The following is a 14,145-nucleotide window of genomic DNA, read 5'->3' as shown; positions in this document are numbered from 1 at the left end:
GGTGCGCCAGAGCGCCCCGGTATTGCGACCGACGCAAGCAAGGAGACGTGTCATGCTCTATCCATCCACATTCGCTGCGGATCCCTTCGCGCTGATGCGCCAGATGGGCCGCGATCTCGACAGCGCCCTCGGCCCAAGGCTCGGGGCCGGGACAGCCGCCTTTCCGGCGATCAATGTCTGGCAGAATGACGAGGCCGTGGCGATCACCGCCGAACTGCCGGGCATCGCCCCGTCCGACATCGACATCACGATCAAGGACAATGTCCTGACGCTGTCGGGCGAGCGCCGCGCGCCGGATCTCGGCGACACCGCCATCTGGCACCGGCGCGACCGCGCCTATGGCCGCTTCAGCCGGGCGATCCGCCTGCCCTTCCCTGCCCGCGACGACCAGGTCGAGGCGCGCTTCATCAATGGCGTGCTCCGGGTGGTCGTGGCGCGCCCCGAGGAAGACAAGCCGCGCCGGATCGAGATCAAGGCCGCGTGAGAGGAGGATCGAGAATGACCACCGAGATGACTGCCCCCGACAAACGCCCCGCCGACGCGCCGGAAACCGCCCGTGGCGGCCGCATCTACCGTCCGCTGGCCGATATCGTCGAACGCGACGGCACGGTGACGCTGCTGCTGGAAATGCCGGGCGTCGCCGCGCCCGATGTCGAGATCGCGCTGGAAAACCGGGTGCTGACGATCAGCGGCCACGCCGGAACCGCCCGGCCCGGGCGGCTGCAGCTGGTTCATGCCGAATATGGCGAGGGCGATTACGAACGCGCCTTCACCCTGTCGGAGGATATCGACCCCGACCGGATCGCGGCCGAGATGAAGGACGGGCTGCTGCGCGTGACGCTGCCGCGCGCCGAAGCCGCACAACCGAAGAAGATCGCCGTCAGGTCCGCCTGAGCGGATCGCGCATGGAAAGGAGGACATATCATGCAGATCAGGGATCTCATCCCCTGGGCGCGGAAAGAGCACAGCCCCGAGCCCAAGACCCGAACCGGCGAGGACAACCCGATCGCCACGTTGCAACACGACATGAACCGCGTCTTCGAGGGGTTCTGGAACCGCCTCGGCGCGCTCGACTGGCCGCTGGGGAGCGATGCGAAATCCGATGTCGTCGAAACCGCCAATGCCATCGAGGTGTCGATCGAGCTGCCGGGCATGGAGATGAAGGACATAGAGGTCTCCGTCACCGACGACACCCTCACCATCAAGGGTGAGAAGAGGGTCGAGCGCCAGGAAGAGAAGACCGGCTATTATCTGTCCGAACGCAGCTATGGCGCGATCTACCGCAGCCTGCCGCTGCCGCCCGGCGTCGATGGCAGCAAGGCCGAGGCCTCGTTCCGGAACGGGGTGCTGACGATCCGCCTGCCGCAGACGGCCGAGGCGCAGTCGCGGGTCAGACGGATCGAGGTGCAGGGCGCCTGAGCCCCGCCCGAAGGACGCACCGGCCGCCGCGCAAGGCGGCCGCCCCTCCTCCATCGGCAGAGCCCCGCATGCGCGACCGACCGCTCAGCCATGTCGTCATGCGACGGTTTCGAACCGGTGGAGTCCCGATCCAGACCGGGGTCACCGCCGCCATCATCCTCGTCACCTTCGGGGTCGACCGCGCGATCTTCCAGGGATCTTCGGGGAGGATCTTCACCATCGTGATCTCGGCCGGAATGTCAGCGCTCGTCGGTGCGGGCCGCCAACCGGCGCTTCGGTCTGCCAGCGCGGCGCCTGATCGCGCGTTTCGCGCCCGCCGGGACGGCCGTCACCATCCTCGATCCACATCGCCCGCGATCAGGACAGGAAAAAGGCGGCCGAAGGCACGGCCACCAAAGCCGCCGACGACCTGCCGGGCCCGCGGAAGAGGCTTCTCCCGCTGCTCCCCGACAGGCCGCCGGACGACGGCAGGGACGGCCTAGATCGGCCGCGCCTGTTCGTATCCGCGCGAAGAGACGCCACGCGGAGTGGTCAGGAGGTGCTCGGGCGTCAGACGCAGCGTGTCCATCGCGATCATCCGCTCCTCGTCGGTCGGTACGACCAGGGTCGCGACCGAGGCGTCGGGGGCGCTGATATTCGGATAGCCGTCGCGCGCCACCTCGTTCGACGCCTCGTCGATCCGGACCCCGAGAACCCCCAGCCCGGCGCAGACCCGCGACCGGATCTCGGCACTGTTCTCGCCAATGCCCGCGGTGAAGACCAGGGCATCGAGCCCGTTCATCGCGGCGGCATAGGCGCCGATGGTCTTCTTGATCTGATAGACGAAGATCTCGACCGCCAGCGCGCAGCGTTCGTCGCCATGCTCTGCCCGCATGGTCACTTCGCGCATGTCGTTGCTGACGCCCGAGACGCCCAGCAGACCGCTCTTGTGATAGCAGAGCTTCTCGACATCCTTCAGATCCATGCCGAGCTGGTTGACCAGGTGGAAGATGATCGTGGGGTCGAAATCCCCCGACCGGGTGCCCATGGGAACCCCGCCGACAGTGCCGAACCCGATCGAGGTATCGACCGACTTGCCGCCATCGACTGCGGTCAGCGTGACCCCGTTGCCGAGATGGCAGATCACCATCTTCATGTCCCCGATCGGCCAGTTCAGCAGATCGGCTGCGGCCTGGCTGACATAGCGGCAGGAGGTGCCGTGAAAGCCGTATTTCCGCACACCATGCTTGGAATAGAGCTCATAGGGCAGCGCATAGACATGCGCTTCGGGCGGAACGGTCTGGTGAAACGCGGTATCGAACACCACGACATTCGGCACGCCCGGGAACAGCCGTTTCGCGGCGTCGATGCCGGCGATGTTGCAGGGGTTGTGCAGCGGCGCAAAGCCGATGCAGGCGCGAAGCTGGGCCATGACCTCGTCATCGACGACCACCGAATCGACGAAGACATCTCCGCCATGAACCGCGCGGTGGCCGATCGCCGAGATCGCCGCGGGGCCGTCGATCACGCCGTAATCGGCATGCATGAGGCTGGCCAGCATCAGCTCCAGCGCAGTCTTGTGGTCAGGAACCGGAAGCGCGACCTTCTCGCCGCGGCATCCGGCCTTGTGATCCGAATAGGAACCGGTCTCTCCGATCCTGGCAATCAGACCCTTCGCCACGACTTCGGACAGATCGGTCGTGTAAAGCTGATACTTCAGGCTGGAACTGCCGCAGTTGATGGTCAGGATCATGAGATCGTCCTTTCTTTGAAACAGCAAGGACGGGCGGCACGACAGGGGGGAGTTTGGGAGGAGGGGTGTCGTGCCGCCCGTTCGGGGTGCAGGGTGTCGGTCTGCCCCCGGATCACACCGGCATTGGGAGGAGAGCCCAGAAACCGATGGAGGTCAGGACGTTGAAGACCAGCGTCATGGCCGCGATGGTGCAGGCCGGCGGGTCGATATGGGTGTCGCCGCGATCAAGGAAGATGCGGGCGAAGAACTCGCCGACGAAGGCGCAGACGAGACCCGCGATACCGGCCCAGATGATGCTGCCCGAGGCCACGCCGACGATGGCGGCCGGCAACGCGATGTGGTGGGTGACGGGGGTCAGCACGCCGACGGTCAGGAACAGCAGGCTCGCCGCCGCGATGCCGAAGGCCAGAAGCGCACCGGGCATGCCGTAGGTGATGCCCAGCCAGCCGCCCAGAAGCCCGACGCCGACACCGATCATGGCGATCTGGCCAAAGCTGCTCTGGAAGACCAGCCATTTGGTGGCATCGGTCGGATGGAAGAAGCGCTCGCCTTCAGGCGCCTTGCCGCACAGCCCGCAGGTGCCCCAGATGAAGCGCACGATGAAGGCCGAGATCACGACGCTCATGCCGGGATAGTCGGTCCAGGGCAGGCCCGGGCCCACATCGGGCACCATCGCGACACCCCAGCAGATCACGTAGCCGACGATCCCGAAGATGCCGCCGACCAGCAGCACGTCGGGACTGTTCAGCCCCATCCCCGCGGTCACGATGTTGCGGCCGCTGTCAAGCTTGCCCTTCGAGGCCGCATAGGCCGCGGCGGCAACGCCCGAGGCGAACCCGCCCACATGCGGACCGAAAACGCCGAAGGGGATCCCGAAAAAGTCGGTGGCCGCGGGCGCGACCGCCAGCTGGATCGCGACGCCCGCGATCGTCAGGATGCCCACGAAGGCGAAGGCCGGCAATGCGCCGATCGCCGCCCCGAAAATGCCGCCCCCGAAGGCGACCAGTAAACCGAGTGCAGTCATTTGTTCCTCCTTGCAACGCAACCGACATCGTTTGCCCGAAATCCAGAAACTGGATTTGCGCGCTCACTTCGATTCCGCTTTCAAGACCTCGTGTCGTTTCTTTCGGTTTCCATTCGCTCCGCAACCGCCGCCGGATTTCGAAAATGTAAATCACCCAGACCGGAAAACAGATCGCCTGCCCGGATGGAAAACCTACATCCCCCGATATCGGAATATCGAAACGAAACCCGAATTTGGGCGCGTCGTCGTAAATAATGGTGTGCGAATTTCTGAAAACGGTCAACGCGGGGAACTTGGCCTCTGCAGGTGATTTCTTGCCAGAAACGGGAAAGACCAGGAACGCGCCCTCTCAGGGATGCAGAAAAGGCTTGACCGGCACGCCAAATTCCAAAATTTAATATTTTATTTCAATAGGTTGTGCTCCTACAGCGATTCCCACGCCGAACCGCGGGCACAGCAGGCGACACAGCTTCGCGCGGCCCTTGCAGGGTTATCTTGACCTTCCCATGACAAGATTTTACCCGCCCGGGTATTTTATTGTCATCGACCCGATTTTCGCCGCTCGGCTTCCCCCAACGTCAATCTCCTTGTTTTCAAGGCCATTGCGCCCGTTTTGCCGCCCTCCGGCAAGCAATTACCCGTCATTGTCAAACCCTTCGCGTTGCTCCGAGACCCGGCAAACACCTATTCTCCATTCAACGACGCGGCCCATCGCGAAGGAAATGGAATGTTCGGTTCCTCGAAATACAAAGTCCTCATGATCGTCGGTGACTATTCCGAAGATTATGAAGTGATGGTTCCCCTCCAGGCGCTGGACATGGTCGGCATCGCGGTCGACGCGGTCTGCCCCGGCAAATGCAAGGGCGACACCATCCGGACCGCGATCCACGATTTCGAGGGCGACCAGACCTATAGCGAAAAGCCCGGTCACCTGTTTCGCCTGACCGCCGCCTTCGGACTGATCGAACCCGACAGCTATCACGGGCTCTATCTCGCCGGCGGCCGCGCCTGCGAATATCTGCGGCTCGACGACGAGGTGCTGGGCCTGGTCCGCACCTTCATGAATGACGACCGGCCCGTCGCCGCGATCTGCCACGGGCCGCAGATCCTTGCAGCCGCGGGCGTGCTCGCCGGCCGCAACCTGACGGCCTACCCGGCCGTCGCCCCCGAGATCCGCGCCGTCGGTGGCACCTATGTCGCCGTCGCGCCGGAAGACACCGTAATCGACGGAAATCTCGCGACATCGCCGGCCTGGCCCGGTCACCCGGGGCTCCTGCGCGCCTTCCTGCGCCGCATCGCCCCCGATGCCGTGAACTGAACGAACCTATCGGCGCCGGCGGGCCGCGAGGGCTCGGCGGGGCATAACAGCCTGGAGGATACCATGATTGAGAAGGGCTTTACGAAACCGACGGACCGCGTATTGCGGCTGAAGAAGCAGATCATCGACGCGAAGCCTTATGTCGAGTCCGAGCGCGCTGTTCTTGCGACCGAAGCCTACAAGGCGACCGAAGGGCTGCCGGCGATCCTGCGGCGCGCAAAGGTCGTCGAGAAGATCTTCAACGAGCTTCCGGTCACCATCCGCGAAGACGAGTTGATCGTCGGCGCCGTCACCAAGAACCCGCGCTCGACCGAAATCTGCCCCGAATTCTCGTTCGAATGGGTGGAAGCCGAATTCGACACGATGGCCACCCGGATGGCCGACCCCTTCGAGATCCCGAAGGAAACCGCAGCCGAGCTGCATGAGGCCTTCAAGTACTGGCCGGGCAAGACCACCCAGGCGCTTGCGGCCTCGTACATGTCGAAGAAGACCCATGACTGCATGAACAATGGCGTCTTCACCGTCGGCAACTACTACTTCGGCGGCGTCGGCCACGTCTGCGCGGACTATGGCAAGATCCTCAAGATCGGCTTCCGCGGCGTCATCGAGCAGGCGATCAAGTCGATCGAATGCCTGGACGAGAAAGACCCGGACTTCATCAAGAAGAAACAGTTCTACAACGCGACCGTGATCGCCTACAACGCCGCGATCAACTTCGCCCATCGCTATGCCGCGAAGGCCGAGGAACTGGCGGCGCAGGAATCGAACCCGGCCCGCAAGGCGGAACTGGAACAGATCGCCAAGAACTGCCGCCGCGTGCCTGAAAACCCGGCCTCGACGTTCTGGGAAGCCTGCCAGACGATGTGGTTCATCCAGTGCATGCTGCAGATCGAATCCTCGGGCCACTCGATCTCGCCCGGCCGGTTCGACCAGTACATGAACCCCTACTTCCTGGCCGACAAGTCGATCAGCAAGGAGTTCGCCCAGGAACTGGTCGACTGCGTCTGGATCAAGCTGAACGACGTCAACAAGACCCGCGACGAAATCTCGGCCCAAGCCTTTGCCGGTTACGCCGTGTTCCAGAACCTCTGCGTGGGTGGTCAGACCGAAGACGGTCTCGATGCCACCAACGAGATGTCCTACATGTGCATGGAAGCCACCGCGCATGTGAAGCTGCCGCAGCCGTCCTTCTCGATCCGCGTCTGGCAGGGCACCCCTGACGAGTTCCTGTTCCGTGCGGCCGAAGTCGTGCGTCTCGGGCTTGGGGTTCCGGCCGTCTACAACGACGAGGTGATCATCCCGGCGCTGCAGAACCGCGGTGTCTCGCTGGCCCATGCCCGCGACTACGGTCTTGTCGGCTGCGTCGAACCGCAATCGATCCACCGCACCGAAGGCTGGCACGACGCGGCGTTCTTCAACGTGGCCAAGGTTCTGGAAATCACCATGAACAACGGCCGCGTGGGCGACACGCAGCTGGGTCCGAAAACCGGCGAGATGACCGAGTGGAAATCGCTCGACGACTTCTACGCGGCGTTCAAGGCGCAGATGGCCTTCTTCGTCAAACACCTCGCCGAAGCCGACAACTGCGTCGACATCGCCCATGCCGAACGGGCGCCCCTGCCCTTCCTCTCGGCCATGGTCGATGACTGCCTCGGCCGCGGCAAGTCGGTCCAGGAAGGCGGCGCGATCTACAACTTCACCGGCCCGCAGGCCTTCGGCGTCGCGGATAGCGGCGACTCGGTCTACGCGATGGAGAAATTCGTCTTCGACGAGAAGAAAGTGTCGATGGCCGACCTCAAGGAAGCCATGGACGCGAACTTCGGTGTCGCGCTCGGCTCGTCCGCTCCGGCGGACAACAGCAAGGGGCCGTCCGAGGAAGAAGTCTACGCCGCGGTGCGCAAGGTTCTCTCCACCAACAGCTCGGTCGATGTGGCCACGCTGAAGGACGAGGTCTACCGGACCCTTGCCACCAACAGCGCTCCGACATCGGACTCGTCCAAGTACGAAAACATCCGGCGCCTGATGGACTCGGCCGAATGCTTCGGCAACGACATTGACGATGTCGACCTGATCGCCCGGAAATGCGCCCGGATCTACTGCCTCGAGGTGGAGAAATACACCAACCCGCGTGGCGGCCAGTTCCAGGCCGGGATCTACCCGGTGTCCGCGAACGTGCTCTTCGGCAAGGACGTGGGTGCGCTGCCCGACGGCCGTCTCGCCAAGCAGCCGCTTTCGGACGGTGTGTCGCCGCGGCAAGGCAAGGACGCGAAGGGCCCGACCGCCGCTGCCAACTCGGTGGCCAAGCTGGACCACTTCATCGCTTCGAACGGCACCCTCTACAACCAGAAGTTCCTGCCTTCGGCGCTGGCCGGTGACCAGGGCCTGCAGAACTTCGCCTCGCTGGTGCGGTCGTACTTCGATCACAAGGGCATGCATGTGCAGTTCAACGTGATCGATCGCGAAACCCTGCTGGACGCACAGAAACACCCCGAAGCCCATAACGACCTCGTGGTCCGCGTGGCCGGGTACAGCGCCCAGTTCGTCGTCCTCGCGAAAGAGGTGCAGGACGACATCATCAGCCGGACCGAACAGACGTTCTGATCCGACAAGAAAGGCCGGTCCCCGCAATGCAGCAAGCGGGGGCCGACCGGGCAGAGACACGGGCGGCTCCTCCCCTGACCCCCGTCGCCCGTGTCCGCCGCCCACGAAAGACTGTCCGACCCGACGACCCGCGAAGAACAGGTGACCCGAATGACCCGCTACACGAGTTTCCAAACCAGGACCGAGATCGTCTTCGGCCCCGGCCTGCTGGACCGCCTGCACGCCTATCGCGGCCAGAAGGTGGGGATCGTGACCGACGCCTTCCTGGCCCAGTCAGGCGCCCTCGACCGGGTCCGCAAGGCATTGCCCGACTGCCAGATCCGGGTCTTTGACGAGGTTGTCCCGGACACCCCCATCGACGCCGTTTCCGCCGGCGCCCGCCATCTGGGCGGCTTCGGCCCCGAAGTCATCATCGCGCTTGGCGGCGGCTCGCCGATCGACGGCGCGAAAGCCATCCTCGCCATCGTCCGCGAGATGCATCCCGACCGCTACATCCCCTTCGTCGCGATCCCGACGACCAGCGGCACCGGGTCCGAAGTGACGACCTTCGCCGTGATCTCGGATCCGGCCAACGGACGCAAATTCCCGCTGATCTCGGAAGAGCTGGTGCCCGACGTGGCGCTGCTCGACCCCGAATTCGTGCGCACGGCCCCCCCCAAGGTGACCGCCGATACCGGCATGGACGTCATCACCCACGCGCTCGAGGCCGTGGTGGCAAGGGGCGCGAACCACTTCACCGACGCTTTCGCCGACAAGGCGCTGAGCCTCGCCTTCGCCCACCTGCCCCGCGCCTATGCCGATGGCAATGACATGGAAGCGCGCGACGCGATGCACCAGGCCTCCTGCCTGGCGGGCTTCGCCTTCGCCGCCGCGGGGCTTGGCGTCAATCACAGCCTCGCCCATGCGCTGGGCGGCAAGCTGCACGTGGTCCATGGCCGCACCAACTCGGTGCTGCTGCCGGTGGTGATCCCGTGGAACGCGGTCGAGCCCAGGGCCGCCGCCGCCTATGCCCGGATCGCCCGGCTGATCGGCCTCGACGCCCCCGATACGGGTGCCGCCGTCACCGCGCTGATCGCCAAGATCCGCGAGTTCAACACCCTGTTCGGCATCCCCGCAACGATCCCCGAGATCGGTGCCGACAAGGAGGAATACCGTCGCGTTCGCTCTGTCGTCGCGGCGGCTGCGCTGGCCGATGCCTGCACGACCAGCAACCCACGACAACCGTCCCAGGCAGACCTGGAAGACCTGCTGGCGCAGGTCGGCGGTTAGGAGACGAGGGAGAATGCAGCAGAGCAGAAAGCGCGAAGACCCCAAGTCTAACTTCATCAACGCAACATCGTGAGCAAGGAGAGAGCGATGCAACAGGAAGCACTGGGAATGGTCGAAACCAAAGGTCTGGTCGGCGCCATCGAGGCGGCGGATGCCATGGTCAAATCGGCCAACGTGACGATGATCGGCTACGAGAAAATCGGCTCGGGCCTCGTCACCGTGATGGTGCGTGGCGATGTCGGCGCGGTCAAGGCCGCCACCGATGCGGGCGCCGTGGCGGCCGGCAAGGTCGGCACCGTGACCTCGGTCCACGTCATCCCGCGGCCGCATACCGAGGTGGAACGCATTCTGCCCCATCCCGCCCCGGCCGCCGAGTAACCCCTGACTGAAGACTAGGAGGATCGGTCATGAAAGACGATCTTGTCGAACAACTCATGGGGGAAGTGATCCGGAAAATGGGGGGGAGCGAAAGCTCCTCCTCCTCCGAGCCCCAACCCGAGACCAAGGCCGCGCCCGCAAAGGCGCCCAAGGCCTGCCAGCTGACCGAATTCGTCGGCACCGCGATCGGCGACACGATCGGCATGGTCATCGCCAATGTCGATCCGTCCCTGCACGAAGCAATGAAGATCGACAAGAAATACCGGTCGATCGGCATCGTCGGCGCGCGGACCGGGGCCGGTCCCCATATCTTCGCGGCCGATGAGGCGGTGAAGGCCACCAACAGCGAAGTGCTGGTGATCGAACTGCCGCGCGATACCAAGGGCGGCGGCGGCCACGGCTCGCTGGTCATCTTCGGCGCCGCGGACGTCTCCGACGCCCGTCGGGCGGTCGAGGTGATGCTTGGCGAACTGGACCGGACCTTCGGCGATGTCTACGGCAACGACGCGGGCCACCTGGAATTCCAGTACACCGCCCGTGCCAGCTATGCCCTGAACAAGGCCTTCGGTGCGCCGGTCGGCCAGGCGTTCGGCATCACCGTGGGGGCGCCTGCCGCCATCGGGGTGCTGATGGCCGATACCGCGGCCAAGGCAGCCACGGTCGAGACCATCGGCTACGCCTCGCCCGGCAATGGCGGGACCAGCTACTCGAACGAGGCCATCTACACGTTCAGCGGCGATTCCGGCGCGGTGCGCCAGGCGATCCATGCTGCTCGCGATGTCGGCAAGCAGCTTCTGGGCGCCATGGACCCGGCTCCGCTCGAGTCGACCACCACGCCGTACATCTGAGCCTGAAAGAGGATGACCGTCATGACCGAGCAAAGCCTTGGATTGATCGAAACCATCGGCCTGGCTGCTGCCGTCGAAGCCGCCGACGCTGCGGTGAAATCGGCAAATGTCCAGCTGGTGGGCTACGAGCTGACCAATGGCGACGGCATGACGGTCGTCAAGCTTCGCGGAGAAGTGGGCGCCATCAAGGCCGCGGTCGCGGCCGGCGCCGCAGCGGCCGAGCGGGTCAACCGCGTCGTGTCGACCCAGGTTATCGCGCGCCCGGCGCGGGACGTGTCCTTGCTGGTGGACAGTCCCGCAACCGTGGGCACGCTGCCGCCGACGGATCCGGACCCGGATCCCGATGGCGGCCTGGCTGCAGCTTCCGGGCCCGCGGCCGAAGCCGGACCGTCCCCTGTCGAAGCGGCTAAGCCCGCGTCGGCGGAGGTCGACACGGCCGAGGCTGAAACGCGCGCGGAAACGGATGCGGCGGCCGCGTCGGACGCCACTGGGACACTGGCGTCCGACGACACCCCCAACACCCCGGCGGAGACCCCGACCGAGGCAGCGCCCGCAGCCGGGGCCGAGACGGCTCCGGAGACCGGGCCGGAAACACAGCCCCAGACGGAAACACCGACCGAAACAGAAACACCGGCCGAGACAGGCTCCGAGGCCACGGCCGAAGCCGCACCTTCTGAGACAGCCGCTGACGCCTCCGGCGAGACGACGGCTGCCGGGGCCGGGACGTCGAATGCGGCGCGGCGAAACCGCCGCCGGTCCACCCCGGCCAGGAAACCCGGACGCTCCGGGAAGTGATGTGAACCGCCCCGGCGCAGAGCGCGGGGCAAGAACCGGAAGCGGCCAGGAGCCGGGCGCCCGATGCGCCCGGGACCAGGGCCCCCGAAACCGCCGCAGCGGGACGCGGCGTGGGGGCGGGTCGAGAGGAACAGGACAGGACGATGCTGGAAACTGGAAACATGATTGATCGGATCGTCTCCGAGGTGCTGGCGCAAGGGCGTGCGGCAGCGCGGGACACGGCCGGAACCAATGCGGGATCCGACCCCGCGCTGGTTCCGGTCGGCGTCTCGAACCGGCATATCCACCTGTCGCGCCAGGACATGGATGCGCTGTTCGGCCCCGGCGTCATGCTGACCCGCAAGAAGGCGATGAAGCAGCCCGGCCAGTATGCCGCCGAGGAAACCGTGATCCTGCGCGGCCCCAAGGGCGAGATCGGCAAGGTCCGGGTTCTCGGGCCCTTGCGCAAGGACACCCAGGTCGAGGTCTCGACCGCCGACGGCTTCGCGCTTGGCGTCCGGCCGCCGCTCCGGATGTCGGGCAAGCTGGAAGACACGCCCGGTCTCGAGATCGTCGGCCCGCATGGCTCGGTCCGCAAGAGCTCGGGCGTGATCGTCGCGATGCGCCACATCCACATGCTGCCCGAAACCGCCGCTCTGCTCGGCCTCGCCAATGGCGACGAGGTCAGCGTGCTGGTCGGCGGACCGCGCGGCGGGATCATGCATCACGTTGCGATCCGGGCCGCCGAAGCCTCGGCCACCGAGATGCATATCGATGTCGAGGAAGCGAACGCCTTCGGGCTGAAGAATGACGACATGGTCCGGATCCTCAGGGATTAACCGGGCAGACGCAGGGACGGGACCAGAACGATGAGCACCGACAGGACATTGCGCGACTTCGCCGAGCTGATCCGCTCGGGCGACGTGCTGCCCGCCGACCTCCGCGCGCCGGGCCCGCTGAAGATCGGCGTCGATCTCGGCACCGCCAATCTGGTGCTGGCCGTGCTCGACGCGGCCAACCGCCCGGTCGCCGGCACCACCTATCGCTCGACCGTGGTCCGCGACGGTATCGTCGTCGACTATATCGGCGCGGTCCGCGCCGTGCGCGAGATGAAGGCCGCGCTCGAAGAGCGCCTGGGCGAGCCCCTGATCCGGGCCGCCGCCGCGATCCCTCCCGGCATCCATTCGGGCAGCACCAAGGCCATCGGCAATGTCGTCGAGGCCGCCGATTTCGAGCTGGCCGAGATCGTCGACGAGCCCGCCGCCGCGGCGCGCTTCCTCGGCATCGCCGACGGCGCCGTGGTCGATGTCGGCGGCGGCACCACCGGCATCAGCGTGCTGAAGGGCGGCGAGGTCCTTGCCTCCTTCGACGAGGCGACCGGCGGCACCCATATGACCCTGGTCCTGGCCGGGGCGCGCGGCGTGAGCTTCGAGGAAGCCGAGGCCGAAAAGCTGGACCCCGCGGCCGAACGCGATGTCTTCGCCGTCATCCGCCCGGTGGCCGACAAGATGGCCAGCATCGTCGCCCGCTTCCTCGAGGCCTATCCCGATCTCGACAGCGTCCATATCGTCGGCGGCGCCTGCAGCTTCAGCGACTTCGAACAGGTCTTTGCCAAGCAGACCGGCCGCCGGATCGTGAAACCGGCCGAGCCGCTCCTGGTGACCCCGCTGGGGATCGCGATGTTCCCGCAAGCGACAGGAGAGAAATGATGGACCGCGCCGTGCTCGATACCCTGCTCGACCGGGCCCTGCTGGACCTGCTGTCCGACCGCATCGTGGCCCGCCTGAAGGCCCGCGAGCGCTCGGCGCTGCTGCTGGTCTCGGGCACCGATCTGGGGCTCGACGCGGCGATCCGGTCGCTGTCGCCGCTGAACGCCGCGGGCTGGTCCTTCGAGATCCGCCGCAGCCCCGACGCGGCCGGGCTTCTGACCCCGGAACGGCTGCGCCTGCTGGGCGGCGCCCGGGCGATCCCGCCGATGGCGGCCCCCGGCGAGACCGACATAGACGGCGTTCTGGCACGTCACGGCCTTGTGGTGGTGCCCGCGCTCAGCGCGGCGCTGGCCGCCCGCGCGTCGCTCGGCATGGCCGAGGACGAGGTCTCGGCGCTCCTGACCGGCGCGCTCGAACGCGGCCGCCGCGTGGTGGCGGCCCGCGACGGCCTCTGCCCCGCCAGCCGCGAGCGCAAGGCGCGCGGGCTGACCGGGAACGAAGCCTATCGCGAGATGCTGACCGGACATCTGCTCCGCCTGCAAAGCTATGGAGTCGAGTTGGCCTGGGCCGCGAAGCTGGGCGATGCCATCGCGTCCCCGCGGCCGGGCGACCGGGGGCCGGGCCCGGGCCGGGGGACCGCGACACCTCCCGTGCCCGGGTCGCGGGTCTTCGGCTGGAGCCAGGCCAAGACCTTCGACAGCGCCGAACTGAAGCTCGACGCCGATGTCCTGATCACGCCGCTGGCGGCGGAAGAATTGCGGGCCCGGCACGTCCGGGTCGTGAGAGCGTAAGGAGAAGGCCGATGCATCTGGGACGCGTAATCGGGACCGTCGTCTCGACCAGCAAGGACCCGAGCCTCACCGGCTCCAAGCTGCTGATCGTGGCGCGGCTGACCCCGCAGCTGGAACCCACCGGCTTCACCGAGATCGCCGTCGACACGGTCGGCGCGGGCTGGGGCGAGACGGTGATCGTCGCCAAGGGCAGCGGCGCGCGGATGGCGGGCACGCTGGGCAAATCGGTCTCGGATGCTGCCATCGTCGGCATCGTCGACACCGTCGAGACCCATTGAGGAG

General features: G+C 66.2%; 15 protein-coding genes. 13 read left to right on the top strand and 2 right to left on the bottom strand.

Annotated elements, in window-relative coordinates:
• Positions 1-52: 52 nt before the first annotated feature.
• From A6W98_RS06885 to A6W98_RS06875, 3 genes are read left to right on the top strand one after another with little or no spacing between them, the layout of a single operon-like run.
• Positions 53-484 (top strand): Hsp20/alpha crystallin family protein, encoded by a 432-nt coding sequence (locus tag A6W98_RS06885; RefSeq protein WP_042459551.1) that lies wholly within the window; start codon positions 53-55, stop codon positions 482-484.
• 14 nt (positions 485-498) lie between these two features.
• Entirely contained in the window at positions 499-894 is a 396-nt protein-coding gene (locus tag A6W98_RS06880) for an Hsp20/alpha crystallin family protein (protein ID WP_042459548.1), read from the top strand.
• Positions 895-924: 30 nt separating this feature from the next.
• Positions 925-1,419 (top strand): Hsp20/alpha crystallin family protein, encoded by a 495-nt coding sequence (locus A6W98_RS06875; RefSeq protein ID WP_042459545.1) that lies wholly within the window; start codon positions 925-927, stop codon positions 1,417-1,419.
• Between the two features lie 478 nt (positions 1,420-1,897).
• Here A6W98_RS06875 and A6W98_RS06870 read toward each other — a convergent pair whose 3' ends face one another.
• Together A6W98_RS06870 and A6W98_RS06865 are read right to left on the bottom strand one after the other, a co-directional pair.
• A complete protein-coding gene (locus A6W98_RS06870; RefSeq protein ID WP_042459543.1) occupies positions 1,898-3,151 on the bottom strand; it encodes an acetate/propionate family kinase in 1,254 nt (417 codons plus the stop codon).
• Between the two features lie 112 nt (positions 3,152-3,263).
• The gene (locus tag A6W98_RS06865) at positions 3,264-4,175 is read right to left on the bottom strand and encodes a DUF7973 family transport facilitator (RefSeq protein ID WP_042459541.1); all 912 of its coding nucleotides are present in this window, start codon (positions 4,173-4,175) and stop codon (positions 3,264-3,266) included.
• A gap of 613 nt (positions 4,176-4,788) precedes the next feature.
• Here A6W98_RS06865 and A6W98_RS06860 point away from each other — a divergent pair.
• The 10 genes from A6W98_RS06860 (at position 4,789) to A6W98_RS06815 (ending at position 14,141) form a co-directional block, all read left to right on the top strand.
• On the top strand, positions 4,789-5,493 hold the full coding sequence (locus A6W98_RS06860; RefSeq protein ID WP_269202145.1) for a DJ-1/PfpI family protein: 705 nt from the start codon (positions 4,789-4,791) through the stop codon (positions 5,491-5,493).
• A gap of 63 nt (positions 5,494-5,556) precedes the next feature.
• Positions 5,557-8,094 carry a glycyl radical protein gene (locus tag A6W98_RS06855; RefSeq protein WP_042459537.1) on the top strand — a complete coding sequence of 846 codons (2,538 nt, stop codon included), beginning with the start codon at positions 5,557-5,559 and terminating at the stop codon, positions 8,092-8,094.
• A gap of 150 nt (positions 8,095-8,244) precedes the next feature.
• Positions 8,245-9,363, top strand: a complete 1,119-nt coding sequence (locus A6W98_RS06850; RefSeq protein ID WP_042459533.1) for an iron-containing alcohol dehydrogenase — start codon at positions 8,245-8,247, stop codon at positions 9,361-9,363.
• An 87-nt stretch (positions 9,364-9,450) separates the two neighbouring features.
• The gene (gene pduA, locus A6W98_RS06845; RefSeq protein WP_042459530.1) at positions 9,451-9,741 is read left to right on the top strand and encodes a propanediol utilization microcompartment protein PduA; all 291 of its coding nucleotides are present in this window, start codon (positions 9,451-9,453) and stop codon (positions 9,739-9,741) included.
• A 29-nt stretch (positions 9,742-9,770) separates the two neighbouring features.
• Entirely contained in the window at positions 9,771-10,589 is an 819-nt protein-coding gene (gene pduB, locus A6W98_RS06840; RefSeq protein WP_042459528.1) for a propanediol utilization microcompartment protein PduB, read from the top strand.
• Between the two features lie 21 nt (positions 10,590-10,610).
• Positions 10,611-11,384, top strand: coding sequence for a BMC domain-containing protein (locus A6W98_RS22310; protein ID WP_081252033.1), 774 nt, complete (start codon positions 10,611-10,613; stop codon positions 11,382-11,384).
• A gap of 143 nt (positions 11,385-11,527) precedes the next feature.
• Positions 11,528-12,202 (top strand): phosphate propanoyltransferase, encoded by a 675-nt coding sequence (locus A6W98_RS06830; protein WP_042459526.1) that lies wholly within the window; start codon positions 11,528-11,530, stop codon positions 12,200-12,202.
• A 30-nt stretch (positions 12,203-12,232) separates the two neighbouring features.
• Positions 12,233-13,072 carry an ethanolamine utilization protein EutJ gene (gene eutJ / locus A6W98_RS06825; protein WP_042459523.1) on the top strand — a complete coding sequence of 280 codons (840 nt, stop codon included), beginning with the start codon at positions 12,233-12,235 and terminating at the stop codon, positions 13,070-13,072.
• The gene (locus tag A6W98_RS06820; protein ID WP_234159589.1) at positions 13,069-13,863 is read left to right on the top strand and encodes a hypothetical protein; all 795 of its coding nucleotides are present in this window, start codon (positions 13,069-13,071) and stop codon (positions 13,861-13,863) included. Before eutJ ends, A6W98_RS06820 begins: the two co-directional genes overlap by 4 nt.
• A gap of 11 nt (positions 13,864-13,874) precedes the next feature.
• A complete protein-coding gene (locus tag A6W98_RS06815) occupies positions 13,875-14,141 on the top strand; it encodes a EutN/CcmL family microcompartment protein (RefSeq protein ID WP_042459519.1) in 267 nt (88 codons plus the stop codon).
• Positions 14,142-14,145 lie beyond the last annotated feature (4 nt).

This window comes from Rhodovulum sulfidophilum DSM 1374, from assembly GCF_001633165.1.
Taxonomy (GTDB): domain Bacteria; phylum Pseudomonadota; class Alphaproteobacteria; order Rhodobacterales; family Rhodobacteraceae; genus Rhodovulum; species Rhodovulum sulfidophilum.
Note: the sequence above shows the minus strand (reverse complement) of the source record. Positions and strands in the feature narration are given on the sequence as shown.